25 protein-coding genes are annotated in these 25356 nt (G+C 71.3%); 18 read left to right on the top strand and 7 right to left on the bottom strand.

The window, feature by feature from the left end:
* The 10 genes from ACFFQA_RS08595 to ACFFQA_RS08550 all read left to right on the top strand — a co-directional run.
* Nucleotides 1-1016, top strand: a 1016-nt coding sequence (locus tag ACFFQA_RS08595; protein ID WP_377851152.1) for a carbohydrate ABC transporter permease, incomplete at its 5' end; no start/stop codon positions are given.
* Nucleotides 1013-1831, top strand: a complete 819-nt coding sequence (locus ACFFQA_RS08590; protein ID WP_377851151.1) for a carbohydrate ABC transporter permease — start codon at nt 1013-1015, stop codon at nt 1829-1831. The genes ACFFQA_RS08595 and ACFFQA_RS08590, both read left to right, overlap by 4 nt.
* Nucleotides 1828-3105 (top strand): ABC transporter substrate-binding protein, encoded by a 1278-nt coding sequence (locus ACFFQA_RS08585; protein ID WP_377851150.1) that lies wholly within the window; start codon nt 1828-1830, stop codon nt 3103-3105. Before ACFFQA_RS08590 ends, ACFFQA_RS08585 begins: the two co-directional genes overlap by 4 nt.
* On the top strand, nt 3102-5129 hold the full coding sequence (locus ACFFQA_RS08580) for an ADP-ribosylglycohydrolase family protein (RefSeq protein WP_377851149.1): 2028 nt from the start codon (nt 3102-3104) through the stop codon (nt 5127-5129). Before ACFFQA_RS08585 ends, ACFFQA_RS08580 begins: the two co-directional genes overlap by 4 nt.
* A 16-nt stretch (nt 5130-5145) precedes the next feature.
* Nucleotides 5146-6291, top strand: coding sequence for an ADP-ribosylglycohydrolase family protein (locus tag ACFFQA_RS08575; RefSeq protein ID WP_377851148.1), 1146 nt, complete (start codon nt 5146-5148; stop codon nt 6289-6291).
* Nucleotides 6291-7640, top strand: coding sequence for an ADP-ribosylglycohydrolase family protein (locus ACFFQA_RS08570; protein ID WP_377851147.1), 1350 nt, complete (start codon nt 6291-6293; stop codon nt 7638-7640). The genes ACFFQA_RS08575 and ACFFQA_RS08570 overlap by 1 nt, the downstream gene beginning before the upstream one ends.
* The gene (gene rbsK / locus ACFFQA_RS08565; protein WP_377851146.1) at nt 7637-8530 is read left to right on the top strand and encodes a ribokinase; all 894 of its coding nucleotides are present in this window, start codon (nt 7637-7639) and stop codon (nt 8528-8530) included. Before ACFFQA_RS08570 ends, rbsK begins: the two co-directional genes overlap by 4 nt.
* Complete coding sequence (locus ACFFQA_RS08560; RefSeq protein WP_377851145.1) at nt 8527-9915, top strand: formylglycine-generating enzyme family protein; 1389 nt, start codon at nt 8527-8529, stop codon at nt 9913-9915. The genes rbsK and ACFFQA_RS08560 overlap by 4 nt, the downstream gene beginning before the upstream one ends.
* Nucleotides 9912-11099, top strand: coding sequence for a CaiB/BaiF CoA transferase family protein (locus ACFFQA_RS08555; RefSeq protein WP_377851144.1), 1188 nt, complete (start codon nt 9912-9914; stop codon nt 11097-11099). The genes ACFFQA_RS08560 and ACFFQA_RS08555 overlap by 4 nt, the downstream gene beginning before the upstream one ends.
* Nucleotides 11096-11911 carry an HpcH/HpaI aldolase/citrate lyase family protein gene (locus tag ACFFQA_RS08550; RefSeq protein ID WP_377851143.1) on the top strand — a complete coding sequence of 272 codons (816 nt, stop codon included), beginning with the start codon at nt 11096-11098 and terminating at the stop codon, nt 11909-11911. The genes ACFFQA_RS08555 and ACFFQA_RS08550 overlap by 4 nt, the downstream gene beginning before the upstream one ends.
* Before the next feature lie 182 nt (nt 11912-12093).
* On the opposite strand, the gene ACFFQA_RS08545 is transcribed toward ACFFQA_RS08550, so the two are convergent.
* Both ACFFQA_RS08545 and ACFFQA_RS08540 read right to left on the bottom strand, forming a co-directional pair.
* Nucleotides 12094-12231, bottom strand: a complete 138-nt coding sequence (locus tag ACFFQA_RS08545) for a hypothetical protein (protein ID WP_377851142.1) — start codon at nt 12229-12231, stop codon at nt 12094-12096.
* Nucleotides 12232-12300: 69 nt separating this feature from the next.
* Nucleotides 12301-12564: a hypothetical protein gene (locus ACFFQA_RS08540; protein ID WP_377851141.1), complete on the bottom strand. Its 264-nt coding sequence runs from the start codon at nt 12562-12564 to the stop codon at nt 12301-12303.
* Between the two features lie 279 nt (nt 12565-12843).
* Between ACFFQA_RS08540 and ACFFQA_RS08535 the strand changes: the two genes are divergently transcribed.
* On the top strand, nt 12844-13635 hold the full coding sequence (locus ACFFQA_RS08535) for a DinB family protein (protein WP_377851140.1): 792 nt from the start codon (nt 12844-12846) through the stop codon (nt 13633-13635).
* A gap of 191 nt (nt 13636-13826) precedes the next feature.
* Here ACFFQA_RS08535 and ACFFQA_RS08530 read toward each other — a convergent pair whose 3' ends face one another.
* Entirely contained in the window at nt 13827-14435 is a 609-nt protein-coding gene (locus tag ACFFQA_RS08530) for a VOC family protein (protein WP_377851139.1), read from the bottom strand.
* Nucleotides 14436-14626: 191 nt separating this feature from the next.
* Between ACFFQA_RS08530 and ACFFQA_RS08525 the strand changes: the two genes are divergently transcribed.
* The 4 genes from ACFFQA_RS08525 to ACFFQA_RS08510 are packed head-to-tail and all read left to right on the top strand — an operon-like array spanning nt 14627 to nt 17832.
* Nucleotides 14627-15556, top strand: a complete 930-nt coding sequence (locus ACFFQA_RS08525; RefSeq protein ID WP_377851138.1) for a metal ABC transporter substrate-binding protein — start codon at nt 14627-14629, stop codon at nt 15554-15556.
* On the top strand, nt 15553-16278 hold the full coding sequence (locus ACFFQA_RS08520; protein WP_377851137.1) for a metal ABC transporter ATP-binding protein: 726 nt from the start codon (nt 15553-15555) through the stop codon (nt 16276-16278). The genes ACFFQA_RS08525 and ACFFQA_RS08520 overlap by 4 nt, the downstream gene beginning before the upstream one ends.
* Nucleotides 16275-17153 (top strand): metal ABC transporter permease, encoded by an 879-nt coding sequence (locus ACFFQA_RS08515; RefSeq protein ID WP_377851136.1) that lies wholly within the window; start codon nt 16275-16277, stop codon nt 17151-17153. Before ACFFQA_RS08520 ends, ACFFQA_RS08515 begins: the two co-directional genes overlap by 4 nt.
* Before the next feature lie 4 nt (nt 17154-17157).
* Nucleotides 17158-17832, top strand: a complete 675-nt coding sequence (locus ACFFQA_RS08510) for a metal-dependent transcriptional regulator (RefSeq protein WP_377851135.1) — start codon at nt 17158-17160, stop codon at nt 17830-17832.
* 3 nt (nt 17833-17835) lie between these two features.
* On the opposite strand, the gene ACFFQA_RS08505 is transcribed toward ACFFQA_RS08510, so the two are convergent.
* Both ACFFQA_RS08505 and ACFFQA_RS08500 read right to left on the bottom strand, forming a co-directional pair.
* A complete protein-coding gene (locus ACFFQA_RS08505; RefSeq protein WP_377851157.1) occupies nt 17836-18621 on the bottom strand; it encodes a glutamate ABC transporter substrate-binding protein in 786 nt (261 codons plus the stop codon).
* A gap of 373 nt (nt 18622-18994) precedes the next feature.
* Entirely contained in the window at nt 18995-21379 is a 2385-nt protein-coding gene (locus ACFFQA_RS08500; protein WP_377851156.1) for a cation-translocating P-type ATPase, read from the bottom strand.
* Between the two features lie 157 nt (nt 21380-21536).
* On the opposite strand from ACFFQA_RS08500, the gene ACFFQA_RS08495 reads away from it, so the two are divergent.
* Together ACFFQA_RS08495 and ACFFQA_RS08490 are read left to right on the top strand one after the other, a co-directional pair.
* Nucleotides 21537-22340 carry a lysophospholipid acyltransferase family protein gene (locus ACFFQA_RS08495; RefSeq protein WP_377851134.1) on the top strand — a complete coding sequence of 268 codons (804 nt, stop codon included), beginning with the start codon at nt 21537-21539 and terminating at the stop codon, nt 22338-22340.
* A gap of 70 nt (nt 22341-22410) precedes the next feature.
* The gene (locus ACFFQA_RS08490; RefSeq protein ID WP_377851133.1) at nt 22411-23229 is read left to right on the top strand and encodes an rRNA adenine N-6-methyltransferase family protein; all 819 of its coding nucleotides are present in this window, start codon (nt 22411-22413) and stop codon (nt 23227-23229) included.
* A 15-nt stretch (nt 23230-23244) separates the two neighbouring features.
* On the opposite strand, the gene erm is transcribed toward ACFFQA_RS08490, so the two are convergent.
* Together erm and ACFFQA_RS08480 are read right to left on the bottom strand one after the other, a co-directional pair.
* Nucleotides 23245-24051: a 23S ribosomal RNA methyltransferase Erm gene (erm, locus tag ACFFQA_RS08485; protein WP_377851132.1), complete on the bottom strand. Its 807-nt coding sequence runs from the start codon at nt 24049-24051 to the stop codon at nt 23245-23247.
* A 21-nt stretch (nt 24052-24072) separates the two neighbouring features.
* A complete protein-coding gene (locus ACFFQA_RS08480) occupies nt 24073-24438 on the bottom strand; it encodes a hypothetical protein (RefSeq protein WP_377851131.1) in 366 nt (121 codons plus the stop codon).
* A 127-nt stretch (nt 24439-24565) separates the two neighbouring features.
* Here ACFFQA_RS08480 and ACFFQA_RS08475 point away from each other — a divergent pair, with 127 nt between their 5' ends.
* Nucleotides 24566-25309: a DUF6319 family protein gene (locus tag ACFFQA_RS08475; protein ID WP_377851130.1), complete on the top strand. Its 744-nt coding sequence runs from the start codon at nt 24566-24568 to the stop codon at nt 25307-25309.
* Nucleotides 25310-25356: the final 47 nt, after the last annotated feature.

The following is a 25356-nucleotide window of genomic DNA, read 5'->3' as shown; positions in this document are numbered from 1 at the left end:
CGGCGCAGGATGGCGATGACCGCCCCGTGTTGGAGCCCGCTGAGGGCTCGGATGTCGAGCTTCCGGGAAGGCGGCGCAGGATGACGATGACCGCCGTGCGCGAGCCGCTGAAGTCTCCGCAACGGCTCGCGCGCAAGGGCCCGCTCGGGCTGGAGCGCGACGCCTGGTTCCTGGTGCTCCCCGTGCTGATCCCCATCCTGCTGCTCAGCGTCGGCCCACTGGTCTACGGGCTGTTGCTGGGCTTCACCAACGCCAGCTTCGGCCGCGACGCGGTGTCCGCGGTGACCGGGGTCGACAACTACGTCGACCTCGCGCGGGACTCGCTGTTCTGGAGCTCGTTCAAGATCGGTCTGGTGTGGGCGGTCGTGGTGACCGCGTTGCAGTTCGTGCTGTCCTTGGGGCTGGCGTTGCTGCTCAACCAGAACCTGCGGCTGCGGTGGCTGGCGCGCACGCTCGCGCTGGTGCCGTGGGCCATGCCGGAGGTCGTCGTCGGCATCATGTGGCGGCTGGTCTACCACTCCGACGCGGGCATCCTGAACCACACCCTGCGCGATGTGGGGCTGCTTGAGGACAACGTGGACTGGCTTGCCAGCTTCGGCCTGGCGCTGCCCGCGGTCATCGTGGTCGGCGTGTGGGCCGGAATGCCCCAGACGACGGTGACGCTGCTGGCGGGTCTGCAGAACGTGCCGAAGACACTGCACGAGGCGGCCGCGATCGACGGAGCCGGGCCGCTGCGCCGGTTCTGGGTGGTCACCTGGCCCTCGTTGCGCCCGGTGGTCACCGCGATCACCGCGCTGAACTTCATCTGGAACTTCAACTCCTTCGGACTGGTCTACGTGCTGACCCAGGGCGGGCCCGGCGGCGAGACGCGGCTGCCGATGCTCTTCGCCTACGAGGAGGCGTTCAAGTACGGCCAGTTCGGTTACGCGGCGGCGATGGGCTCGGTGATGGTCGCGGTGATCGCGATCTTCCTCGCGGTCTACCTGCGCTCCCGGCTCAAGGAGGTGGACCAGTGAAGCGGACGGCCCAGTACGCAGCCCTCGTCGGCTACCTCGTCTTCCTCGGTTTCCCGTTGGTGTGGCTGGTTTCCACGGCCTTCAAGGGGCCGCGCGAGCTCGCCTCGATCGACCCGACCTGGATTCCCCGTGAGGCCACCACGGCGAACTTCACCTCCGCGTTCTCCGAGCAGCCGCTGGTGGAGGCCGGGATGAACAGCCTCACCATCGCGGTGTCGTCGTCGCTGATCACCATGGTGCTCGCGGTGCCCGCCGCGTACGTGCTCGCGCGCTACCGCTCGACGCTCACCCGGTTGACGACCGGCTGGATCCTGGTGAGCCAGATGTTCCCGTTCGTGCTCGTGATCATCCCGTTGTTCCTGCTGCTCAAGAGTTTCTACCTGGTGGACTCCCAGGCCGGGCTCGTCCTGGTCTACGTGGTGTGGAACCTGCCGTTCACGCTGTGGATGCTCCAGGGCTACGTCCGGGCGATCCCGCCCGAGCTGGAGGAGGCGGCCTCCGTCGACGGCGCCTCGCGGGGGAAGACGTTGCGGCACATCGTCTTCCCGTTGCTCACCCCCGGCCTGGTCGCCACGGTGATGTTCTCCTTCATCAGCTCGTGGAACGAGTTCTTCTTCGCGCTGGTGCTGCTGAAGACCCCGGAGAAGCAGACGCTTCCGGTGCTGCTGACCCGGTTCCTCGGCGCGGAGGGGGTCGCCGACCTCGGCCCGCTCGCCGCCGCGGCGTTGCTGACCACGATCCCGAGCCTGCTGTTCTTCATGTTCATCCAGCGCCGGCTGACCGCCGGCATGCTTACCGGGGCGGTGAAGGGATGAAGCGCGTTCTGGTCCTCCTGGTGCTCGCGCTCGTCGGGTGCTCCACCGCGCCGAAGCCGGACGTGGTGAAGCTGCGCTTCCTGAGCCTGGCCTGGCAGAAGGAGTCCGTCGCGGTCAACAAGCAGATCGTCGCGGAGTGGAACCGCACGCACCCCAAGGTGCAGGTCGAGTACGTGCCCGGCAGCTGGGACAGCATCCACGACCAGCTGCTGACCTCCTTCGCGGGCGGCGAGGCCGCCGACGTCATCCACAACTCCTCCGACGACCTGTCCGAGTTCGCGCACGGCGGCTACCTCGCCGACCTGACCACGCTCGTCCCGCCCGCGCTGCGCAAGGACATTCCGGAGCCCACGTGGGACACCACGCGGTTCGGCAATGGCATCTACGGCGTGCCGTTCCTCCAGGAGCCGAAGGTGATCCTCGCCAACCGGGCGCTGCTCACCGAGGCCGGAGTCCGGCTCCCCACCCCGGAGACGCCGTGGACCTGGGACGAGTTCGCCGAGATCAGCAAGAAGCTCACCTCGGACACCAACGGTGACGGCAAGACCGACCGGTACGGCTTCGCCTGGCCGATGAAGCAGCCCGTCAGCACGATGCTCAACCTCGCGCTGAACTTCGACGGGCGGTTCTTCTACCAGCAGGACGGCAAGGTGCTCGCCAGCTTCGGCCCGGCCGAGCGCGAGGTCCTCCAACGGGTGCACGCGCAGCTGCACTCCGAGGCCTCGGCCGCGCCCGGCGCGTTGGGCATGAGCGGGTCGGACTCGCTTCCCGGTTTCTTCGCGGGCAAGTACGCCATGGTCTTCCTCGGGCTGTCCTACCGGCAGCAGATGCGCCAGCAGGCGCCGAAGGGCTTCGACTGGGTGACGTTGCCCCCGCTCACCGGGACGGGGCCGGAGCAGGGCGTCAGCCCGCAGACGCTGTCGATCTCCGAGGACAGCCCGCACAAGCGGGAAGCCATGGAGTTCATCGACTATCTGGTCAACCCGCGCAACACCGCGCGATTGGCACTGGGGGACTGGATGCTGCCGACCAGCACGCGGGCGATGGCCGCTCCCGAGCTCAACGTCGCGGAGTTCGGGTGGAACGTCGGTGTCGCCGCGGGCGCGTCGTTGCGGACCTCGCCGTCGCAGAAGGTGCGCGGCTACGCGGAGTGGAAGGACAAGATCGCCACACCCGCCTTCCAGCAGTACTTCCGCAACCAGATCAGCATCGACGAGCTGGGGCGCAAGCTCACCGAGGACGGGAACCGAGTTTTGGCCAGGTACCAGCGATGACAGAGACGAAGGCCCGAGGCGCGTTGCTCGGTCTCGCGGTCGGTGACGCGCTCGGTGCGCCTGCGGAGAACCTGTCGCGGGAGGAGATCGCGCGCCGTTGGGGGCGCATCGAGGGCTTCGTCTCCGACGACCCCGTCGGCACCGACGACACCGAGTACGCGGTGTTCTCCGCGCTGCTGCTGATCGAGCACGGATCGGCGCTGGCAACGGCCGACGTGGAGAAGGCCTGGCGTGAGTCCATTGTGGACCAGCCGCTGAAGGGCGCCGGGTTCAGCGAGCGCGGCACGGTGGAGAACCTCCAGCGCGGCCTCACCGCCCCGGTCAGCGCACAGCACCGGCACGGCTGGAGCGACGGCCTCGCGATGCGCGCGGCCCCGTTCGGCGTGTTCGCGGCCGGTGATCCGGAGGAGGCCGCGCGGCTGGTCGCGGTCGACGGCGCGGTGAGCCACGAGGGCGAGGGCATCCTCGGCGGCCAGGTGGTCGCGGCCGCGGTGGCCGCCGCGATGGGCGGGGCACCGCTCACCGACGCGGTCGCGGCAGGCCTCGCGGTGATCCCCGAGGACTCGTGGACCTCCCGAGCTGTCCGCAGGACCATTGCGGCGCAGTCGGAACAGGAGATCCTGGACGCGGTGGTCGTGCGCGGCTACCCGTGGACCGACCTGGCACCGGAAGCGGTCGCGCTGGCGTTCGGCGCGCTGGTCCACGCGGGCGGTGACGTCCGCGACTCGATCCTCACGGCCGTCAACCTCGGCCGCGACGCGGACACCACGGCTGCCATCGCCGGCGCCGTCGCGGGCGCGCTCTCCGGCGAGTCGAGCATCCCCCGGGAGTGGGCGGAGCAGATCGGCCCCGTGCGCGGCAAGTGCATCAGCGCGGTCGCGGGCCACCACATCACCACCATCGCCACCACGCTGCGCTCCACCCCCCGCCACGAGGTCCCCGCGCGCCATTCGCGGGCTTATGGACCTCCTGTGGCGCGCGCGCACGTCCATAAGCCCGCGAATGGCCGGAAGGGCAGCGGGGTGGGGGCGTTGTTGGGGGTTGCGGTGGGGGACTCGCTGGGGTGGGCCGCCGCCAAGCACCGGGCGGGGAGCCTGCCGGCGTGGACCCGGAGGCTCGCGCGGGAGTTGGACACCTTCGCCGAGGAGCACGGCGTGACCAGCCTTCCCGTGCCGATGACGCTGAACCAGCCGACCGGGGCGCTGCGGCTGGGGCCCTCCGATGACGCCGAGTGGGCCACGTGGGCCGCGCTGGTCGCTATGGACGGAGCCGACGCGCTGCGGGGCGCGTGGCTCGACCTCGCGGAGAAGGTCCACCAGGGCGAGCAGCACCTGCGTGCGCGGATCTCCGTGCGGACCGGGCTGGCGAACCTCGCGACGGGGCTCCGCCCGCCCGCCAGCGGGCACGACAACCCGCACTTCTTCGACGACGCGGCGTGTTCGCGCGCGATCGGTCTCGCGACAGTGGCGCCTGGTGACCCCCAGGCCGCTGCTGAGCTGGCCGAGGTCGACGCGCGGCACACCCAGGACGGCGACGGCGTGCACGGAGCACGGGCCATGGCCGCCGCTGTCTCGGCAGCCCTGGGCGGTGCCTCGCCCGCCGAGGCGGTGGACGCCGCGCTCGCCGAGCTGCCGGAGGGCACCGAGATCGCCCGCAACGCCGACCGTGCCGTCCACTATGGACGGAACAGTGACGCGTTCGGCCTGGTCCCGTTGCTGGAGAACGGGATCGTCGACCACGTGTACAGCTACGGAGTCGCCGCGGCCGAGACCGTTCCGGCCGCGCTCGCCCTGGTGCTGGCGTCCGGGGGCCGGTTCGGCGAGGCGGTCTCGGCCGCCGCCTGCCTGTCCCGGCTCGCCGACTCCGCGCCCGCGCTGACCGGCGGGCTCGCCGGGGCGCTGGCCGGAGACGTCCCGCAGACCTGGCGCGCGAGCTGCCGGGAGCTGCGGGGCCACACCCTGCCGTGGCTGGCCGGAACGGACCTGATCGACCTTGCGGACCGCATCACGGTCCACAGTGGATAGAGGAGGATGACGCGCAGTGTCGAAACCCCTGGAGGACCGCGCCAAGGGCTGCCTGGTCGGGGCCGCCGTCGGTGACGCGCTCGGTGGACCCGCCGAGGGCTGGACGCCGGAGGACCTGGTCGAGCGCTACGGCGGTCGCATCCAGGGGATCGTGCCGCCGTTCTACGAGAACTGGCGTGACGCCCGTCCGATCGCGCCGTACCACAAGGGCGACGGCAACGTCACCGACGACACCCTGATGACCCACGCCCTGGTCCGGGTCTACGACCGGGTGCGCGACCACCTCGACGCGTACTCGATCGCCGACCACCTGGTGCCGGAGCTGATCGGCGCCAAGGTGTGGATCCCCGAGCTCGAAGCCGAGGCGTTGCCGCTGCAACGCATCTTCCTCGCCGAGAAGTGGATCGTCGCGCGCCTGCACTACGGGCACGTGGACCCGCGTGAGGCCGGGGTCGGCAACATCGTCAACTGCGGCGCCGCGATGTACATGGCGCCGGTCGGCGTGGTCAACGCGGGCAACCCGGACGCCGCCTACGCCGAGGCGGTCGAGGTCGCTGGTGCGCACCAGTCCAGCTACGGCAGGGAGGCGGCCGCCGTCTTCGCCGCCGGGGTCGCCGCCGCGTTCCGCCCCGGGGCCACTGTGGACAGTGTGGTCCAGGACTGCCTGCGGCTGGCCAAGGACGGCACCCGCGCGGCCATCGAGGCGGTGTGCGAGGTCGCGGCCAAGCACGATGACTGGGAGAGCGCCATTCCGGCGCTGCGCGATGCCGTCGAGCCGTTCGACACCGTCGGTCCGGAGTACCGCAAGCCCGGACTCGGCGCGCGCAGGCCGAGCCGGTTGCACGCGATCGAGGAGCTGCCGATCGCGTTGGGCATGCTCGTCGTCTCGCGCGGGGACACGCGCGGCACCATCCTCGGTGGCGTGAACTACGGACGTGACTGCGACTCGATCGCCAGCATGGGCGGTGCCATCTCCGGTGCGCTCAACGGCCTCGGCGACGTGCCCGCCGACTGGCGGCAGCGGGTCGCCGACGCCAGCAAGCTGGACCTGGAGGCCCCCGCGGTCGTGCTGGCGGAGGTCGCCCGCGAGGTCTTCGAGCGCGATGTCCGCCGTCGCCGTGAGCACGAGGACGCGTTCAGCGCCCTCGCCGGGCGGGTCTGATGCGCCTGTCCTGGGTACAGCCCGAGGACCTGGTGGGGCACGAGCTCCGGCAGGCGGAGGAGGACGGCCGTGACGCCTCCGTCATCGCGAAGCGGTGGCTGGCGGCAGGGGGCGAGCTGAGCCCCGCGCTCGCGGGCGCCTCGCCGGAACCGGCCTCCGCCGAGCTGCGCGAGCTGGCCGGGTCGGTGCTGGACGCGCTGGCACTGCTTCCGGGGTCCGCGGTGGAGCCGACCGCGCTCGACGAGATCGAGGCGCTCTGTCCACAGTGGATTGATGACCTCGGTGCCCGCGAGCCGGACCTCGACCAGGTGCACGGGGCCTGGCTGGGCCGGGCGGTCGGGTGCCTGCTCGGCAAGCCGGTGGAGAAGATCCCGCGCGAGGGTATCGAGGAGATCGCCCGCGCCACCGGGAACTGGCCGATCCGACAGTACTTCACCGAGGTCGGGCTGCCGGAGGACATCGCGGCCCGCTGGCCGTGGAACCGGCGCAGCCGCCCGACCAGCCTGGTCGAGAACATCGACGGGATGCCCGAGGACGACGACCTCAACTACCCGTTGCTCGCGCTGATGCTGCTGGAGCGCACCGGCCCGGACTTCACCACCGAGGACGTCGCGGACCTGTGGCTGGCTGAGCTGCCCGCGGGGCGCACCTTCACCGCCGAGCGCATCGCCTACCGCAACCTGTTGCTCGGGCACTCGCCGCCGGCGACCGCGAGCTACCGCAACCCGTTCCGCGAGTGGATCGGCGCGCAGATCCGGGCCGACCTGTTCGGCTGGATCCATCCGGGCAGACCGGGCGCGGCCGCGCGGGCGGCATGGCGGGACGCGGTGCTCAGCCACACGGCCAACGGCGTGTACGGGGCGATGTTCGTCGCCGCCTCGGTCTCCGCCGCCGCCGTGCTGGAAGAGCCGGTCCAGTGGCTGGAAGCCGGGTTGTCCGTGGTCCCGCCCGAGTCCCGCCTCGCGGAGGCTGTGCGCTACGCAATCGTTGCCGCACAAGAGGAACAGGACTGGAGTCGAGTTCTCGACCGCATCCACGACCGCTACGGGCACCTGCACTGGGTGCACGCGGTGAACAACTCCGCGCTGGTCGCGGCAGCCGTTGTGCACGGGGGAGGGGACTTCGAGGCGTCGATCTGCCGGGTCGTCGCCGGTGGCTGGGACACCGACTCCAACGGCGCGACGGTCGGATCGCTGCTCGGTGTGCGCGCCGGGGTGTCGGCGCTGCCGCGGCGCTGGACCAGCCCGCTGCGCAACCGCCTCGCGACGACGGTCGGCGGGATGGACGGAATCGGCTTCGATGAGCTTGCCGCGCGCACGGTCGCGCTGGCCGGGAAGGGAAAGCCATGATCGTGGTGCTCGGCAGCGCCAGCATGGACCTGACGACGTACGTTGCCGTCGCGCCCGTGCTCGGTGAGACCGTCATGGGCCGCGAGTTCCGCACGGTTCCCGGTGGCAAGGGCGCCAACCAGGCCATCGCGGCGGCCAGGGCCGGTGGACGGGTGTCGATGATCGGCGCGGTCGGCGACGACTCGTTCGGCGATCCGGTCCGGCGCACGCTCGCGGAGTCCGGAGTGGACACCGCGGGGATGCGGACGGTCGAGGGGCCGACGGGGACCGCGCACATCGTGGTGGACGACAACGGTGGGAACTCCATCGTGGTGGTGCCGTCGGCGAACGCGACGATCACCGGGGCCGAGGAAGGCGACGCCGAGCGGATCGCCGGCGCGGACTTCCTGCTGCTCCAGCTGGAAGCACCGATGGCGGCGGCCATCACCGGGGCCGAGGTGGCCAGGGCGAACGGCACGACGGTCGTGCTGACCCCGGCCCCCGCGCAGGACCTGCCCGACGAGCTGTTGTCCAACGTGGACATCCTGGTGCCCAACGAGCACGAGGCGCGGGTGCTGTCCGGAGTGGACGATCTGGACAAGACGATCGAGTGGCTGCTTGAGCGGGTTCCGGTCGCCGTCGTGACACTGGGCGAACAGGGCTGCCTGTACGCGGCGCGCGGTGGGGAGCGGGTCACGGTGCCCGCGTTCCCGGTCACCCCCGTGGACACCACGGCCGCCGGTGACACCTTCGTCGGTGCGCTCGCGGTCGCCCTCGGCGAGAAGAAGCCGACGGAGGAGGCGTTGACCTGGGCCAGCGCCGCCGCGGCGATCGCGGTGCAGCGCCCAGGGGCTTCGAGCTCCATGCCGACGCGCGGCGAGATCGACCAGCTGGTGGCGTCTCGGGCATGAAAGCCCAGCCAAGGCCGCAGGAGCTGCCGACCCGGGTTCCCCTTGGCATCGACGCTGATCTGTCCACTCTGGACAGCGCGAAGATGTTGGCAGCTCCTGCGGGCCCGAGGGACTGGACCGCGTGGTGGGAGGCGTTGCTGCGATGGGGCTCCGACGCACGCCGCCGGCGCGGGTGCGACGGTGGTCTGCGCGAGGAGAGCCGGTGGGCGACCGATGCCGTCGCTTGGTTATGGGACGAACTGCTCAATGACCATGAATCCCGTTCGTTCACAGTGGACAGGTGTCCGGACGAGGTGATCGTGTTGCGGAACGCGTACCTGGGGCTGGACGAGCGTGAACAGTTCGACTTCTTCACCGAGGTGCCCGAACTGCCGCAGGTCGTTGCCGCGTACCACGCGCGTGGTGCGCGGGTGGTCGTGCCGTGGGGCACCGGCACTCGCGACCGTGCGACAGCGCTGGTCTCGTTGCTCGGAGCGGACGGCGTTTTCCTTGACGCGCAACGGCAGGGTGAATCGGAGTTGATCGACGCCGTTGGCACGGCCCGCCTCGGCGCCGTCTTCGAGACCGAGTCGGCCGTGTCCACCGACCGCATCCCCGGTGTCGTCGAGCTCGGCGATGTCGCAACGGAGTTCACCGCCCTGCTCAACCAGGAACGCGCCGAGGCGCTCCGGGGGAACGGGGACACCACACGCGTCATGAGGAATGTCACCGTGATTCCACAAAGGACTTCCGCGAGGAGGACCGTGCCCGACGGCATGGTCGCCGTCGCCGCGGTGGCGCGAACGCTGACCGTGCGCTACCGACTCCGCGAGCAGGGGAGGCCCGGCCAACCGCCGTTCGTGGACGAGTGGAAGCCGTTGCCGTCGGAGCTGCATTCGATGCGCAGTGAGGAGAAGCGGGTCGAGCTCGGTCCGTTCGCCATCGACCGCGCTGAGATCAGCAACGCCGAGTTCGCCCGGTTCGTTGCCGAGACCCGGCACGAGCCGAGGTGCCGCCACGGCGCGTGGGACCAGTGGCCGCCGGAGGAGCCCGCCGTGCACGTGGACCTCGACGACGCGAAGGCGTACGCCCGCTGGGCGGGCCTGCGGCTGCCGACCGCCGAGGAGTGGCAGGTCGCGGCCGAGGCGGGCGTGTTGGAGCGACGCGAACCGTTGGTGTGGAACTGGACCGGCAGCCTCAGCACGGACGGCCGCAGCCGGTCGGTCGTGCTGAAGGGCGGCGCGGCCTACGCGGCGGCCGGGTCGGAGTGGTACGTCGAGGGCGGGCCGAGGGAACCCTCGTACTCGTTGAGCCTGCCGGTGCCGGGCGCCGCACTGGCCTGTGTGTCCACAGCGGGCTTTCGCTGCGCCGTCGATCTCACGGAGACAAAGGAGGGAGCGCGATGACCGGGCCGCTCAAGGGGCTGCGCGTGCTGGACATGTCCACGCTGTTCGCGGGTCCGCTGGCCGCGACCCTGCTCGGGGACTTCGGCGCCGAGGTGATCAAGGTCGAGCACCCGCGCAGGCCGGACCCCTCGCGCGGGCACGGCCCCGCCAAGGACGGTGTCGGGCTGTGGTGGAAGCTGCTGGGGCGCAACAAGAAGACCACGACCATCGACCTGTCCTCAGCGGACGGTCAGGAGCTGGTGCTCAAGCTGGTCGCGACCTGTGACGTGGTGATCGAGAACTTCCGCCCTGGCACCCTGGAGCGCTGGAACCTCGGCTACGAGCGGCTTTCCGGGGTCAACCCGGGTCTGGTGCTGGCGCGCGTCACCGGCTTCGGCCAGTTCGGCCCGTCGGCGCGGCGCGCGGGCTTCGGCACACTGGCCGAGGCGATGAGCGGCTTCGCCGCCATCACCGGCGAGCCGGACGGCCCGCCAACGCTGCCGCCGTTCGGCCTCGCCGACTCGATCAGCGCGCTGACCACGGCGTACGCGGTGATGGCCGCGCTCAACGGCCGCGCGAGCACCGGCCGCGGCCAGGTGGTCGACCTGGCGATCATCGAGCCGATCCTGACGGTGCTCGGGCCGCAGCCGGTCTGGTACGACCAGCTCGGCTACGTGCAGCCGCGCACCGGCAACCGCTCGATGAACACCGCGCCCCGCAACACCTACCGGACCTCCGACGACAAGTGGGTCGCGGTGTCCACGTCGGCGCAGAGCATCGCGGAGCGGGTGATGCGCCTGGTCGGCCGCGAGGACCTGATCGAGCAGCCGTGGTTCGCCTCCGGGGTGCAGCGCGCCGCGCACGCCGACGTGCTGGACGAGGCGGTCGGCGGCTGGATCGCCAAGCACACCAGGGACGAGGTGATGGCGGAGTTCGAGCGCGCGGAGGCGGCGGTCGCACCGATCTACGACGTGCGCGACGTGCTGGAGGACCCGCAGTACGAGGCGCTGGGCACGCTCACCCGGGTGCCCGACCCGGAGCTGGGCTCGGTGCTGATGCAGAACGTCCTGTTCCGCCTCTCGGAGACCCCCGGCGAGATCCGCTGGGCCGGGCGGCCGCACGGCGCGGACACCGACGAGGTGCTCGGCGGCCTCGGCCTCGCGCAGGAGGAGATCGCCGCGCTGCGCGAGCGAGGTGTGGTGTGACCGCGCTGACCTGGCTCTACGTCCCCGCCGACCGGCCGGACCGGGTGGTGAAGGCCTTCGCCTCCGGAGCTGACGTGGTGATCGTCGACCTGGAGGACGCGGTCGCCCCTGACCGCAAGTCCTACGCCCGCGACGCCGCGAAGGACCTGCTCTCCGACCCGGCCCCGGTGCCGGTCCAGGTCCGCGTCAACGCGCTCGACGGCCCGCTGGCCGCCGCCGACGTCGCGGCGGTGGCCGGCCTGCCCGGGGTGAGCGGCCTGCGGCTGCCGAAGGTCACCGGTCCCGAACAGGTGCGCCGCGTCGCGGAGCTCGCCGAGGACCTGGCGCTGTGCCCGCTGCTGGAGTCGGCGCTCGGGGTGGAGCTGGCCTTCGACATCGCTCGCGCCCACCCCGCGGTGAGCGGCGTCGCCTTGGGCGAGGCCGACCTCTCCGCCGACCTCGGAGTGCCGCCGCAGTCCACAGAGGACGGTCTGGCCTGGGCCCGCGGCCGGGTCGTGGTCGCGGCCCGCGCCGCGGGACTGCCGCCGCCCGCCCAGTCGGTCTACCCCAACGTCCGCGACCTGGAAGGCCTGCGCCGCTCCTGCGAGCGCGGCCGGGCACTGGGCTTCCTCGGCCGCACGGCGATCCACCCGGCGCAGCTGGAGACGATCGCCGACGCCTACCGCCCGACGGAGGCCGAGCTGGCCCGTGCCCGCGAGATCGTGGTGGCCGCCGTCACGGACGCGGGAGCGCTCGCCCTGCCGGACGGCCGCTTCGTCGACGCCGCCTTGGTCGAGGGCGCCCGCCGCACCCTCTCCCTCGTCGGCGAGTGACTCAGGCCGGGGTGGCGGCGCGGGCGGCGAGGACCTGGGGGATGTGCTCCTCCGCCCAAGCCTTCAGCACCGGGAGCAGTGAGGCCCCAGGTCCGTCTGCTCGTCGTCCACGCGGACCGGAACGCTGGCGGTGACCGTGCGGCGGACCAGGCCGTCGTGCTCCGCCGAGCGGAGCGTGCGGGTCAGCTCTTCTGGCTCGCGCTCGGCAGCGCGGCGCGCAGCTCGCTGAGCACCAAGGCCGTCCACTTGTCGCCGATCGTCGCGAGCAAGTGGTGTGTGGGGCGGGCCGCGAGGAATGCCTCGTGCTCGGCCTTGTCCATCTCGCGTCGCTGCTATGCGGTCATCGTCACGACACCTGCTCCTCCCCAAGCGCAGCACGCTGGACGCCGTCACAGGAGGGAGCAGTGCAGGTCATCGAACTGTCCGAGTACGGAGGACCCGAGGTGCTGCGCCGGGTCGAGCGGCAGGAGCCCGGTCGGGTGCGGGTCAAGGTCGACCGTCGACCTCGCGATCCGCTCCGGCGCCGTGGGGGAGTTCCCCGCGCCCCTGGTCCTGGGCTGGGACCTCGCAGGCACCGTGCTGGAGGCGGCAGGCCAGCGCGTCGTCGGCATGGTCCCGTGGTTCGCCGCGCTGGCCTGCGGGCGCGCGGGCACCTACGCCGAGGTGGTCAGCGCCGACCCGGAGTGGCTGGCGTCGCTGCCCGACAGCGCGGGGCTGACCGAGGCCGCCACGCTGCCGCTCAACGCGCTCACCGCGAGCCAGGCCCTCGACATCACCGGCGTCCATAGTGGACAGAATCTGGTGGTGACCGGCGCAAGCGGCGCAAGCGGCGGGGGCGGACGTGGTCGCGGTCGCCTCCGCCGGGGACGAGGACCACGTGGCCTCGTTGGGCGCCAAGGACGTCATCAGCCAGGCCGAGCTGCCCGGACGGCGTGTTCGACGCCGGGGTCGCCCGGGCCCCGCTGGTCGGCGCGGTCCGCGACGGTGGGGTGTTCGTGGCGGTCGTCCCGCCCGGAGTTCCGGAGCCCGAGCGCGGGATCCGGGTCGAGCGCGTCGAGGTCCGCCCGGACGCGGCGCGGCTGCGCGAGCTCGTCGCCGGCGGGCTCAGCACCCGGCTCGCCGCCGTGCTGCCGCTGGCGGAGGTTGCCGAGACGCACCGCAGGGCGGGCGGCGCGGGAAGGTCGTGCTCAGCCTGTAGTCGTTACCATCCGCTGATGGAACAGAAGGTGCCGTTCACCGGCGAGGAGAAGGAAAGCCTGCGGATCAGCCTCGACCGGCACCGCGACGTGGTGCTCTGGAAGGTCGAGGGACTCGACGACGAGCGGCTGCGCCAGCGGGTCACCCCGTCGGGGACGAGCCTGCTGGGGTTGGTCAAGCACCTCGCCTACGTCGAGAACGGGTGGTTCAGCGAGACCTTCGGCCGCCCGGTCGAGCCGGTGGACTTCGACACCGACGACCCCGAGGCGGACCTGCGGATCGAGCCGCACGAGACCACCGCCGACGTGCTGGACTACTACCGCCGCGCCCGCGCCGCCTCGGACGCCGTCATCGCCGAGTTCGGGCTGGAGGACACCGGCACCGCCTGGTTCGGCGAGAAGGTCACCCTGCGATGGGTGCTCATCCACCTGATCGAGGAGACCGCGCGGCACGTTGGCCACATGGACATCCTGCGCGAGCTGCTCGACGGCACCACCGGGTCGCACCGCCGGAGCAGCGCCGGCTAGCCGCGTCCCCGTGCGCACGTGGGCCGGCTGGCGTGGTGGGGTTTTCGCGCTTTGTCACCTTGATGTGCGGATGAGCGCTCTCTTTTCGCATTAAGCCTACAAAACGCGAACTGGTGGGCGCCGGGGTGCGGTGAGGTGGTGCCGCCACGTGCGGGACAGCGCCGGCCACCGTCGCAGGGGTCGCGGGGCCGCTAGTCCAGGATCAGGCCGCCGCCGGGGCCGTCGAAGTGGGCGACCAGGCGGGGCCGCTCGCCGTCCACGACCGGGTAGGCGATGCCCAGCGAGCGCAGGGCCGCGCCGAAGCGGACGGGGTAGGGGTGGCGCACGGTCAGCGACAGCAGCCGCAGCCCCTCCGGCAGGGCCTGGCTCGGGTGCTCGGCGCGGCCCCAGTCGATGAACGCCGGAGTCAGGTCGCCGGCCAGCGTGCTGGTCAGTCGCCACCGCAGCTCGGCGCCGTCGGGGCGCTGGCGGGACATCTCCATGGGCTCGCCGGGTTCGAAGCCCATGCCCCGCGCCCTGGCGACCATGCCGGGCAGGTCGGTGGTGCGGAACACCCAGCCCGCCAGTCTGGGCTGCTCGATCCCGTCCACACCGAACGGTCGCGGCCTGCGCGGGGCGGGCTGGCTCGGGTCGGGGGCGATGACCTCGAGGAAGGTCCGGTTGTCCAGGCCGAGCAAGGCGTTGTGCGTCCCGAAACCCTGGTGCCGCCCGCCCGATGTCGCGCGCAGGCCGGTCAGCCGCGCCAGTTCGGCGACTCCGTCCTCCAGGTTGGGTACCGCATAGACGAGGTGGTCCAGCATGGGCTCCTCCGGGGCTGCGCGGGAAGCGCCGACCGTAGCGGGCGCGGGTGACCGTAGCCCACCCCTTCGCGGAAATCCCCGGAAAACTCCTTAAGAGTCCACAGTGGACAGACGGGCGCGACGTGGACCGTGACCAGGAACTCCACGGCCGGCCTTGGGTGTGGCCGGGATTGTTCGATACTGTTTTCGGTATGCCGAAAAACCGGGTCGCGCCGTACCGAAAGCCGGTCGCGGGGCTGCTGGCCGCCGCGCTGCTGCTGATCGCGGGCTGCTCCAGCGCCGAGGGCGGCCAAGGGAGCCGCAAGCGCGTGCTGACCACCTTCACCGTGCTCGCCGACATGGCGCGCGCGGTCGCGGGCGATGCCGTCTCGGTCGAGTCGATCACCAAGCCCGGCGCGGAGATCCACGAGTACGAGCCGACGCCGAGCGACCTGAGGAAGAGCGCCGGTGTGGACCTGGTGCTGGAGAACGGACTCGGCCTCGAACGCTGGTTCGACCGGTTTGTCCGTAGCGCCAACGCCAAGCGCGCGACGCTGAGCACCGGGGTCGAGCCCATTCCGATCCGCAGCGGGCAGTACGAGGGCAAAGCCAACCCACACGCGTGGATGTCCCCGGCCAACGCGCGGATCTACGTGCGCAACATCGTGACCGCGCTCACCGAGCTGGACCCGGGCAACGCCGCGGTCTTCAAAGCCAATGCCGAGCGCTACGAGGCGCAGCTGGCCGAGATCGAGACCTTCCTGCGTTCCGAGCTCGGCAAGCTGCCGCCCGCGCAACGCGCGCTGGTCACCTGCGAGGGAGCGTTCTCCTACCTGGCCCGCGATTCCGGGCTGCGCGAGGCGTACCTGTGGCCGGTGAACAGCGACGAGGAGGGCACACCGCAGCAGATCGCCGCGACGGTGACCTTCGTGCGCGAGAACTCCGTGCCCGCGGTGTTCTGCGAGTCCACTGTCAACGACAAGGCACAGCAGCAGGTCGCGCGCGAGACCGGGGCCAAGCTCGGCGGCACGCTCTACGTCGACTCGCTCTCCGAGGAGGGCGGGCCGGTGCCGACGTACCTCCGCCTGCTGCGCTACGACGCCGAAACCGTGGTCGCGGGGTTGACCGGAGGTGCGAGATGAGTGCCGTGACAGCGACCGGGGTCACCGTCCACTACGGTGACGTGCTCGCGCTGGACGACGTCGACGTGACCATCGAGCGCGGCCGGATCTGCGGGCTGCTCGGCATGAACGGCTCAGGGAAGTCCACATTGTTCAAGTCGCTGATCGGCCTGGTGAAGCCCGACCGCGGCACGATCACCTTGCACGACAAGGACCCCGCGCTCGCGCGTCGCGAGGGGCTGGTGGCGTACGTCCCGCAGTCCGAGGCGGTTGACTGGGCTTTCCCGGTCCGGGTGCGCGACGTGGTCGCCATGGGCCGCTACGGCGGGCTCGGCGGCGCGCGGCGGTTGAAGGCGGCTGACCGCGAGGCCGTCGGCGCCGCACTGGAGCGGGTCGGGCTGGCCGACCTCGCGGGCAACCAGATCGGCGAGCTCTCCGGTGGGCAGCGCAAACGCGCTTTCGTGGCAAGGGGAATCGCCCAGGACGCGAGGCTGCTGTTCCTGGACGAGCCCTTCGCCGGGGTGGACAAGCGCTCCGAGGCCACGATCGTGGAGCTGCTGCGCTCCCTGCGCGACGAGGGCCGCACCGTGGTGGTCTCCACCCACGACCTCGCGGGTGTGCCCGCGCTGTGCGACGAGGCGATCCTGTTGCGGCAGCGGGTGTTGCTGCACGGCGACATCGAGACCGCGCTCGCCCCCGACAACCTCGGCCGTGCCTTCGGACTCGACGGGGTGGTGGCGTGAACGTGATCGTCGACTGGCTCACCGAGCCGTTGCAGTTCGACTTCATGCGGCGGGCCCTGCTGGTCAGCGCCACCGCCGGGCTGGTGTGCGCGGTGCTCTCGTGCTGGGTGACGCTGATCGGCTGGTCGCTGCTCGGCGACGCCATCGCGCACGCGGTGCTGCCCGGCGTGGTGCTCTCCTACCTCCTCGGCCTGCCCTTCGCGGTAGGCGCTTTCCTCTTCGGCGGGCTGGCCGTCACGCTGATCGGCGTGGTCCGCGACACCACCCGGATCAAGGGCGACGCGGCGATCGGCGTGGTCTTCACCGGGCTGTTCGCGCTCGGCCTGGTCCTGGTGTCCAAGACACCGAGCCAGATCGACCTCAACCACATCCTGTTCGGCAACGTGCTCGGCGTCTCCGACGGCGACATCGCGCAGGTGCTCGGCATCGGCGCGCTGACCCTGGCAGTGGTGCTCCACAAGCGCCGCGACCTCACGCTCTACGCGTTCGACCCGGTGCACGCGCACGCGATCGGCCTCAAACCGAAGCGGCTCGGCGCGTTGCTGCTGATGCTGCTCGCGCTCACCGTCGTCGTGGCGTTGCAGGCGGTGGGCATCATCCTGGTCTCGGCGATGCTGATCACGCCCGGCGTGACCGCGTACCTGCTGACCGACCGGTTCGAGCGGATGCTGGCCATCGCCGTGGCGATCTCGGTGGGCAGCTGCGTGCTCGGCACCTACCTCAGCTTCCATGCGGACAGCTCAACCGGCGGCACCATCGTGCTCTGCCAGGCGGTCGTCTTCGCCGTGGTCTACCTGTTCGCGCCGCGCAGGGGAGTGCTGGCGCTCGCCGTGCGGAGCAGGAGGCAGCGGCGGGCCCGCACCTCCGTACAGTGAGGACATGGCGACCAAGCGGCCCTCGTCCTCGATCGAGGACTACCTGCGGGCGATCTACGGTCTCACCGAGCGCGGGGTCGAGGTCAGCAACGCCACACTCGCCAAGCGGCTGGGCGTGAGCCCGTCCTCGGTGTCCGGCATGGTCGCCAAGCTCGCCGACCTCGGCCTGGTCACCCACGTGCCCTACCACGGCGTCGAGCTCACCGCTCCTGGGCTGCGCGCCGCGTGCGACGTGCTGCGCAGGCACCGGTTGATCGAGCTCTACCTCGTCGAGGAGCTGGGCTACACCTGGGACGAGGTGCACCAGGAGGCCGACGTGCTCGAACACGCGGTCTCCGACGAGCTGGTGCGGCGCATCTCGGCCAAGCTCGGCAACCCCAGCCACGACCCGCACGGCGACCCGATCCCGGCGGCCGACGGATCGGTGGAGCAGCCCGCGACCCACCTGCTGCGCGAGCTCGAACCCGGGGCAACCGGGGAGATCGCCAGGGTCTGGGACACCAACCCGGAGATCCTGCGCTACCTGGCGCACAACGGGATCACCCTGGGCGCGCGCATCGAGGTGGTGGAGCGCCAGCCCTTCGGCGGCCCGCTCGTGGTGCGCGTCGGCGAGCGCACGCACTCCCTCGGCACCGAGGTGACCGCCGTGCTGCTGGTCCGGGTGACCACGTCCGGCTGAGGGTCATCTCTCGCTGACGGCGGGCGGGTTCGGCACGGGGTAGCCGGAGGGCCCGAGGTTCTTCTCGATCGATCTCCGCCACTCGCCGCTGGAGATCATCTTCTCGATCGCCGCGTTGACCCTGGCGCGCCCGTCCGCGTCGTCCTTGCGCAGCCCGACGCCGTAGCGCTCCTCGCTGAACGGCTTGCCCACCAGCTTCAGCAGCTCCGGGTGCTGCGCGGCGTACCCGGCGAGGATCACGTCGTCGGTGGTGACCGCGTCCACGGAGCGCACCAGCAGCGCGTTGACGCACTCGCTGTAGCGGAAGTACTCGACCAGCTGGACGTTCTTGGCGTACCGGTCCTTGACCTTCTTCGCCGACGTGGAGTCCTTGACCGAGCACAGCTTCTTGCCGTTGAGCGACTCCGGCCCGGTGATGTCGTCGGTGTTCTGGCTGACCAGCAGCCCCTGACCCGCGACGAAGTACGGCCCGGCGAAGCCCACCTGCTGCTTGCGCGCGTCGGTGATGGAGTAGCTGGCCACCACCAGGTCCACCCGGCCCTCCTGGATCAGCGCCTCGCGGTCGGGGGTCCGCGCCTCCTTCCAGGTGATGTTGTCAGAGGAGACGCCGAGCTCGTTGGCCACGTAGGTGGCGACGTCGACGTCGAAGCCCTCGAACCAGCTGTCGGTGATCTTGCGCCCGAGGCCCGGCTGGTCGTACCTGATGCCGATCGTGAGCTTGTCGGTCGAGCTGGCCCTCGCCACCACCGAGTTCTGGTCCCCGGTGGTCGCACAGCCCGCGCCGACCATCGCGACGACGAGCACCACAGCACCCAACCGGAATGTCACCACTGCGCTCCTCGAATACCGGTGCACACGAACGGCCGCGTTCTCCCGGGGTATTCCGAATTGGTCCGGAAGGGGCAGAGAAACGTCCCTTGTCCGATTCGCGGGCACGTTCCCCTGCTGGGAATCCGCACTCCTACTCGAAAGTATGTCGCGCCGCGCGAGGTGGTCAAGTCGGCTCACGGCGCCGTCTCCCGACCGAAACAAGATCGTGAATTCCGACCGTGAAAAGTGCGTACCACTCGTGTGTATCTTTCCGGTTACCGCCGAAGTGCGTTCACAAAGAACGGCGGGCCGGGATCGTCGTGATCCCGGCCCGCCGTCCTCCGCGTGCGGCTCAGTCCAGCTCGGGCGCGCCGAACAGCTGCCGCCGCTCGCCCCTGACCTTGCCGTCGATCCACCAGAACGCCTCGATGACGACCACACCCACGGCCACGCTGACCAGAGCGGGAACCACCACCGCCGGGTTGGACGGGTCGAGCTGGAAGAAGCTCTGGCTCGCGGGGATCAGCAGCAGCCCGAGGTACATGCCCACCATCGCCGCCAGCAGCACCAGCTTCCACCACGCGTACGGCCTTGCCACGATCACCAGCACCCACAGCGCGATCCCGCCCAGCGCGATGAACGTGCCCGTGCTCGCCTGCACCACGGTCACCCCCGGACTGCCGTGCGCGTTGAGGTAGGTCACGAACGCGGCCACCGAGATCACCGCGCCCGCCGGGATCGCCATCCGCATCACCCGCGAGACGAAGCCGCTGCGCGCCCGCTCGTAGTTCGGCGCCAGCGCCAGGAAGAACGCGGGCAGGCCGATGGTGAACCAGCCCAGGATCGTCACGTGCCTCGGCAGGAACGGGTACGGGAGCTGCGCGATGCCGACCATGAAGGCCAGCAGCACCGAGTACACGGTCTTGGTGAGGAACAGGTTGGAGACGCGCTCGATGTTGCCGATCACCCGGCGGCCCTCGGCCACCACGTGCGGCAGCGTGGCGAACTTGTTGTCCAGGAGCACGATCTGCGCGACCGCGCGGGTGGCCGGGCTGCCCGCGCCCATCGCGACGCCGATGTCGGCGTCCTTGAGCGCGAGCACGTCGTTCACGCCGTCACCGGTCATCGCCACCGTGTGGCCCTTGGACTGCAGCGCCCCGACCATCGCGCGCTTCTGCGCCGGGGTCACCCTGCCGAAGACCGCGCCGCCCTCGACGGTGTCGGCGAGCTGGTCCTGCTTGTCCGGCAGCGTCCGCGCGTCCACCGGGCGGTCAGCGCCGGGCAGGTCGAGCGAGCCCGCCACCGCCCCGACCGACAGCGCGTTGTCGCCGGAGATGACCTTCACCGCCACGTTCTGCTCGGCGAAGAAGTCCAGCGTGGCCTTGGCGTCCGGCCGGACGCGCTGTTCCAGCACGACCAGCGCGGCCGGCGTGACCGTGCCCGGCGCGTCCGCGTCGTCGACCGAGGCGTCGCTGCGGCCCAGCAGCAGCACCCGCAGCCCCTGCGCGCCCGTGCTCTCCGCCTCGGCCCGCACCGGGTCTCCCTCGGCCAGCAGCACGTCCGGCGCGCCCAGCACCCAGTTGCCCTCGCCGTCGAAGCTCGCGCCGCTCCACTTGCGCGCCGAGGAGAAGGCGGCCGCGGCGGTGATCCGCCAGCCGGGGGAGTCCGGGTGCGCCTCGGCGATCGCCTCCAGGCTGGCGTTGGGGCGCGGGTCGGCGACGGCGAGCGCGCTCAGCGCCTCGTGCACCTTCGCCGTCCGGTCCAGCACCCGGACCTCGGCCAGCCGCATGCCGTTCTCGGTCAGCGTGCCGGTCTTGTCCGCGCACACCGTGTCCACGCGGGCAAGGCCCTCGATCGCGGGCAGCTCCTGCACCAGGCACTGGCGCTTGCCCAGCCGGATCACCCCGACCGCGAAAGCCATGCTGGTCAACAGGATCAGGCCCTCGGGCACCATCGGCACCAGCGCGGCGACCATGCCGCTGAGCGCGTCGGGCAGCGCCTGGTTGTTGTTGAACAGCTGGTTGTAGACGCTCAGCGCGCCCGCCGGGATCAGCAGGAAGGTGATGAAGCGCAGGATCTTGTCGATGCCCGAGCGCAGCTCCGAGGAGACCAGGGTGAACTTGCTGGCCTCCTCGGCGAGCTTGGCGGCGTAGGCCTCCCGCCCGACCTTGGTCGCCCGGTAGCTGCCGCCGCCCGCGCAGACGAAGCTGCCGGAGAGGATCTGGTCGCCGGGGCTCTTCACCACCGGATCGGACTCACCCGTCAGCAGCGACTCGTCCACCTCAAGGCCGTCACCCGCAAGGGTGATGCCGTCGACGACGATCCGATCGCCTGGGCCCAGCTCGATCACGTCGTCGAGGACCACCTCGTGCGGAGCGACCTCCACGGAGGCGCCGTCGCGGCGCACCACCGGCTTGGCCTGGCCGACGATGGCGAGCTCGTCCAGCGTCTTCTTCGCCCGCAGCTCCTGGATCATGCCGATGGCGCTGTTGGCGATGATCAGCAGGCCGAACAGCCCGTCCGGGACGACCCTGCCGATCGCGACGATGATGCCGAAGAGCACGGCGAAGATCGCGTTGATCCGGGTGAACACGTTGGCTCGGACGATCTCGCCGACCGTGCGGCTGGCGCGGGCGGGCACGTCGTTGGTCTGGCCCTGCTCGACCCGCCTGCGCACCTGGTCCGCGGTGAGACCGCGCAGCGGATCGACCTCGTCGGTGGTGACCGGAGTTCCCATAGTCGACACGTCGCGATCGTACGGCCGCGAGGGGTGAGCGGGAGGGGGTTCGCGGCGCCCCGGTCACCACCGTGAAGACTCTCAGTCCGGGCGGCCTACGATTCCGCCCCCGAAGCAACCCGGACACACCGCACGGAATCACTGGGGGACCGCCACCATGATGAGCTCCGACTGGATGCCCGCATCGCCCTGCGGCCAGGACTGCATCGACGCGCCTGGCGACGCGCCCCGGGTGTGGGCGCCGACCAGGCTGTTGCGCGTGCTGATGGCGCTGGGCGTGCTGCTGGCCGCGATCCCGGTCCTCGGGGTGCAGAAGCTGGTGGACCCGGTCCGCGGCCGCAGGCTGATGTCCTCGTGGTGCCGGATGCTGCTGCGCTCGCTGGGCATCCGCCTGGAGGTGCACGCCGACGCCGCGGAGGCCGATCCCGCCCTGCTGGTCGCCAACCACGTGTCGTGGCTCGACCCGGTGGTGCTGATGGCCGCCGTCCCGGTGCGGGTGGTCGCCAAGACCGGCATCGGCGAGATCCCGGTCATCGGCAGCATCGCCAGGGGAGCGGGCACCATCTTCATCGACCGGCTCCGGCTGTCGATGCTGCCCAGTGTGGTCGGCCAGGTCACCGCGGCCCTGCGCGCGGGGACCAGCGTCGCGGTCTTCCCGCAGGGCACCACCTTCTGCGAGCCCGCCAAGGGCCGCTTCCGCCCGGCGATGTTCCAGGCAGCGGTGGACGCGGGCGTCCCGGTCCGCCCGGTGCTGCTGGACTACCGCCTCACCGACGGCAGGCCCACGGCGGCGGCCTCCTACCTCGGCGACGAGAGCATGGGCACCGCGATGCGCCGCACCATCGCCGCCCGCGGCCTGGTCGTGCACCTGCGCGCGATGCCGAGCGTGCCGCACGAGGGCGCCGACCGGCGCGCGCTGTCGCTGGCCGCCCAGGAGGCGGTGTCCGCGGTCCCCGCGTGACTCCCCGCAGGTCGGCACCGGGTAACATCGGCCGCTGCTGGTCGTTCCCTTCTCGTGATGGTGGTGCCGCTTGTCCAGGCGTGGGCCCAGTTCCGCCGCATCCGGTCTCCACTTCCTCCGTTCCAAGCAGGTGGGCGCCGAGCTGGTCGCCTCCTCGGGGGTGGGCCCGAACAGCCTCGTGATCGACTTCAGCGCCGGTGTCGGGTCGATCACCACCCCGCTGGCCGAGACCGGCGCCCGGGTGCTGGCGGTCGAGCGCGACCGGGGCTTCGTCGAGCGGCTCACCAAGAAGTTCGGCGACGCGGACAAGGTGCGCGTCGTCGACGGCGACTCGCGGTCGATCCCGTTGCCGCGCAGGGCGTTCTGGGTGGTCTCCAGCCTGCCGAGCCTGGTCGCCAACGACGTGCTGCGCCGCCTGCTCAACCCGCCGGGCAGTCCGTTCGCCGGTGCCGACCTCGCGCTGGAGTTCGGCTTCGCCAAGAAGCTCACCGCGACCCACCCGAAGACCCTGGAGGTCGCCTGGTGGGCGTCGCGCTTCGACATCCGCGTCCGCAAGCGCCTGCCGGCCAGCAACTTCCAGCCGCAGCCCCGGGGCGACGCGGCGCACCTGACGATCCGCCGCCGCGAGGGCTTCACCCGCCAGACCGACCGCGTGCTGTGGACCCTGCTGCACGCGGCCTACGGCGCCCCCGAGCGCGGGGCCCGCACCGTGCTGGCGAACTCGATCCCCGGCAACCGCGCCAAGCGGATGATGACCGAGGTCGGTGTGCCGGGCGGGGCGGCGGCCGAGGTGGTGACGATCCAGCAGTGGAGCCAGATCGCCAAGGTCCTCGGCGAGGACAAGACCCTCTCCTGGGTCCCGATCCCCAAGGCGCTCGACAAGGTCTGACCCGGCCCGCCCGCCTCAGCGGCGGGGCCGGGCAGGGGCCGGGTTGAGCGCCCGGTAGAGGTCCACCCAGACGTCGGGGTGGGCGAAGGCCACCACCGTGTCCTGTCGCAGGCCGACCTGGTCGAAGGCGTTCGCGACCCGCTTCGGGGTGTACATCTTCGACAGCGAGGCGCGCAGCGTCCCGCCGATGCCGGTGAAGCCCAGCGCCACCAGCTTCTCGTAGTCGCGCAGCTCGCGGGGGCGCAGCAGCGGCTTGTCGCGGCGGGCGATGTGCAGGATGCCCGAGTCCACCTTGGGGACCGGGCGGAAGTGCTCGCGCGGGACCTTGCCGCACAGCTCCCAGGAGAACAGCGGCCAGGTCTCCACCGTGCGCTGGCTCCACCTGCCGTACCAGCCGCTGCGCTTGCGCGCGTACTCCAGCTGCGTCATCAGCGTCGCCGAGGTCAGGTACCGCGCGTCCAGGCACCAGTCCACGATCGCCGAGGTGATCGCGTACGGGATGTTCGCGACCACCTTGAACGGCTCCGCCGCCGGCAGGACCTCCAGGAAGTCGCCGAAGTCCAGTTCGACGTTGTCCCACCGGCGCAGCTTCGGCTCCAGCGCGCGCGCCAGGTGCGGGTCCACCTCGTGGGTGACGACGTAGCGCGCGCTGTCGGCGAGCACCTCGGTGAGCACGCCCTCGCCCGCGCCGACCTCGAAGACGAGGTCCTCCCGTCCGACGCGGGCGACCTCGACCATCCGCCGCAGGGACTTGGGGTCGCGGAGGAAGTTCTGCCCGTAGACCCTGCGGTTCTGGTCCCGTTCACTGCGGCGCGTCGACACCCCCCAAGCCTCTCACGTGCGTCAGGACTGCGGCGCCGAAGCCTCCGCCGGGGGCGAGAGCCGGTCAAGGGTCCAGCGGATGACGTTGTCCTGCAAGGAAACCCGCAGGATCGCCGGAACCTCGGTCGCGCCGTGCTTGGCCAGCAGCTGCACCAGGTGCAGTCGCATCTCGGCGGCGGCCGCGTAGGGCAGCGCCGGGGTCAGGGCGTGGGTGTGCAGGTCCCCGTCGTCGTCGGTCACGCCGAGCTCGGCGTGCAGCGTGACGTCCTGCGGAGTGTCCGGGCGAGCTCGCTCGCCGTACTTGGACCGCAGGGTCAACAGGGTGATCGCCGGGGGCTGGATGAGGTTGCCGTCCATGTCTGCGAGCCAGAGGTGCTGCAAGGTCATGGCTAGATCATGCCCACATTCCCTCGGTTCGGACACTGTCGGTGCCGTACGGCATCCTGCGCCGTGGCACTCGTCATCGGCGAAGACGCCCGTACGACGACGTCGCCCTGAGAACCAAGGAGAGGCAATGCCCCCAACATCCACACTGTCGGGTCTGTCCGAGCAGGACATCGCCCACGTTCGCTCCGAGCTCGAGTCGGGGCGTCTGCCGGTCGTCTGGTTCACCGAGGCCGCGGTGGGTGTGGAACAGGGGCGTTCCGGCAAGATCATGGCCCTCACGGATCCGGACGAGGGTGACTTCATCCAGATCCGCCCGACCGGCTCGATGGACGTGCTGTCCTTCTCGCCGGTCGAGGTGAGCATGGTCAAGCCGCCCCGCAGGAACCCCAGCCCGACCGCGCACGACCGAGAGGACAACACGGTGACCGCTCCCACCGAGCAGCAGGCACCCGCCACCACCCCCGCCGAGGCCCCGGCCGCGGCCGGAGCGTCGGAGTCCGGTGCCGAGACCGCAGCCGCCCCGGCCTCCGCCGCCGAGCCGGCCCCGGCCCCGGCGCCCGCCAAGCCGAAGGCCGCCAAGCCCGCGGCCAAGAAGCAGGCCGCCCCCACCTCGGCCGAGCTGACGGTGACGATCAGCGCCAACGCCGAGGGCGAGTGGACCATCGAGGTCCTCTCCGGCAAGAAGAAGTCCAAGCCCGCCCCGATCACCCCGGCCGCGGTCGGCCAGGTCGCCAAGGCGCTGGACGAGGAGGCCGCCGAGGCCATCGAGTCCGTGCTGGCTGCCGCCCGCGAGCGGCACCAGGCACGCGTCGAGGCGCTGCGCGCCGAGCTGGCCGCCGCCGAGGAGGCGCTGCAGGAACTGGAGAGCTGAGCAGGGACAGGTGACCTCGGTCACCATCTTGCCGGGAACGGTGTCAC

The sequence above is a fragment of the Allokutzneria oryzae genome, assembly GCF_042429765.1.
Lineage (GTDB): Bacteria > Actinomycetota > Actinomycetes > Mycobacteriales > Pseudonocardiaceae > Allokutzneria > Allokutzneria oryzae.
This window is presented reverse-complemented; position numbering and strand designations above follow the sequence as displayed.

Excerpts from the sequence above, each read along its gene's own strand:
- ACFFQA_RS08510 (WP_377851135.1), top strand. The coding sequence starts at position 17,158 with ATGGCGACCAAGCGGCCCTCGTCCTCGATCGAGGACTACCTGCGGGCG.
- ACFFQA_RS08480 (WP_377851131.1), bottom strand. The coding sequence starts at position 24,438 with ATGACCTTGCAGCACCTCTGGCTCGCAGACATGGACGGCAACCTCATC.
- ACFFQA_RS08500 (WP_377851156.1), bottom strand. The coding sequence starts at position 21,379 with ATGGGAACTCCGGTCACCACCGACGAGGTCGATCCGCTGCGCGGTCTC.
- ACFFQA_RS08545 (WP_377851142.1), bottom strand. The coding sequence starts at position 12,231 with ATGGACAAGGCCGAGCACGAGGCATTCCTCGCGGCCCGCCCCACACAC.
- ACFFQA_RS08570 (WP_377851147.1), top strand. The coding sequence starts at position 6,291 with ATGCGCCTGTCCTGGGTACAGCCCGAGGACCTGGTGGGGCACGAGCTC.
- ACFFQA_RS08585 (WP_377851150.1), top strand. The coding sequence starts at position 1,828 with ATGAAGCGCGTTCTGGTCCTCCTGGTGCTCGCGCTCGTCGGGTGCTCC.
- ACFFQA_RS08555 (WP_377851144.1), top strand. The coding sequence starts at position 9,912 with ATGACCGGGCCGCTCAAGGGGCTGCGCGTGCTGGACATGTCCACGCTG.
- ACFFQA_RS08580 (WP_377851149.1), top strand. The coding sequence starts at position 3,102 with ATGACAGAGACGAAGGCCCGAGGCGCGTTGCTCGGTCTCGCGGTCGGT.
- ACFFQA_RS08475 (WP_377851130.1), top strand. The coding sequence starts at position 24,566 with ATGCCCCCAACATCCACACTGTCGGGTCTGTCCGAGCAGGACATCGCC.
- ACFFQA_RS08560 (WP_377851145.1), top strand. The coding sequence starts at position 8,527 with ATGAAAGCCCAGCCAAGGCCGCAGGAGCTGCCGACCCGGGTTCCCCTT.
- rbsK (WP_377851146.1), top strand. The coding sequence starts at position 7,637 with ATGATCGTGGTGCTCGGCAGCGCCAGCATGGACCTGACGACGTACGTT.
- ACFFQA_RS08505 (WP_377851157.1), bottom strand. The coding sequence starts at position 18,621 with ATGGTCGGCGCGGGCTGTGCGACCACCGGGGACCAGAACTCGGTGGTG.
- ACFFQA_RS08495 (WP_377851134.1), top strand. The coding sequence starts at position 21,537 with ATGATGAGCTCCGACTGGATGCCCGCATCGCCCTGCGGCCAGGACTGC.
- ACFFQA_RS08520 (WP_377851137.1), top strand. The coding sequence starts at position 15,553 with ATGAGTGCCGTGACAGCGACCGGGGTCACCGTCCACTACGGTGACGTG.
- ACFFQA_RS08525 (WP_377851138.1), top strand. The coding sequence starts at position 14,627 with ATGCCGAAAAACCGGGTCGCGCCGTACCGAAAGCCGGTCGCGGGGCTG.
- ACFFQA_RS08530 (WP_377851139.1), bottom strand. The coding sequence starts at position 14,435 with ATGCTGGACCACCTCGTCTATGCGGTACCCAACCTGGAGGACGGAGTC.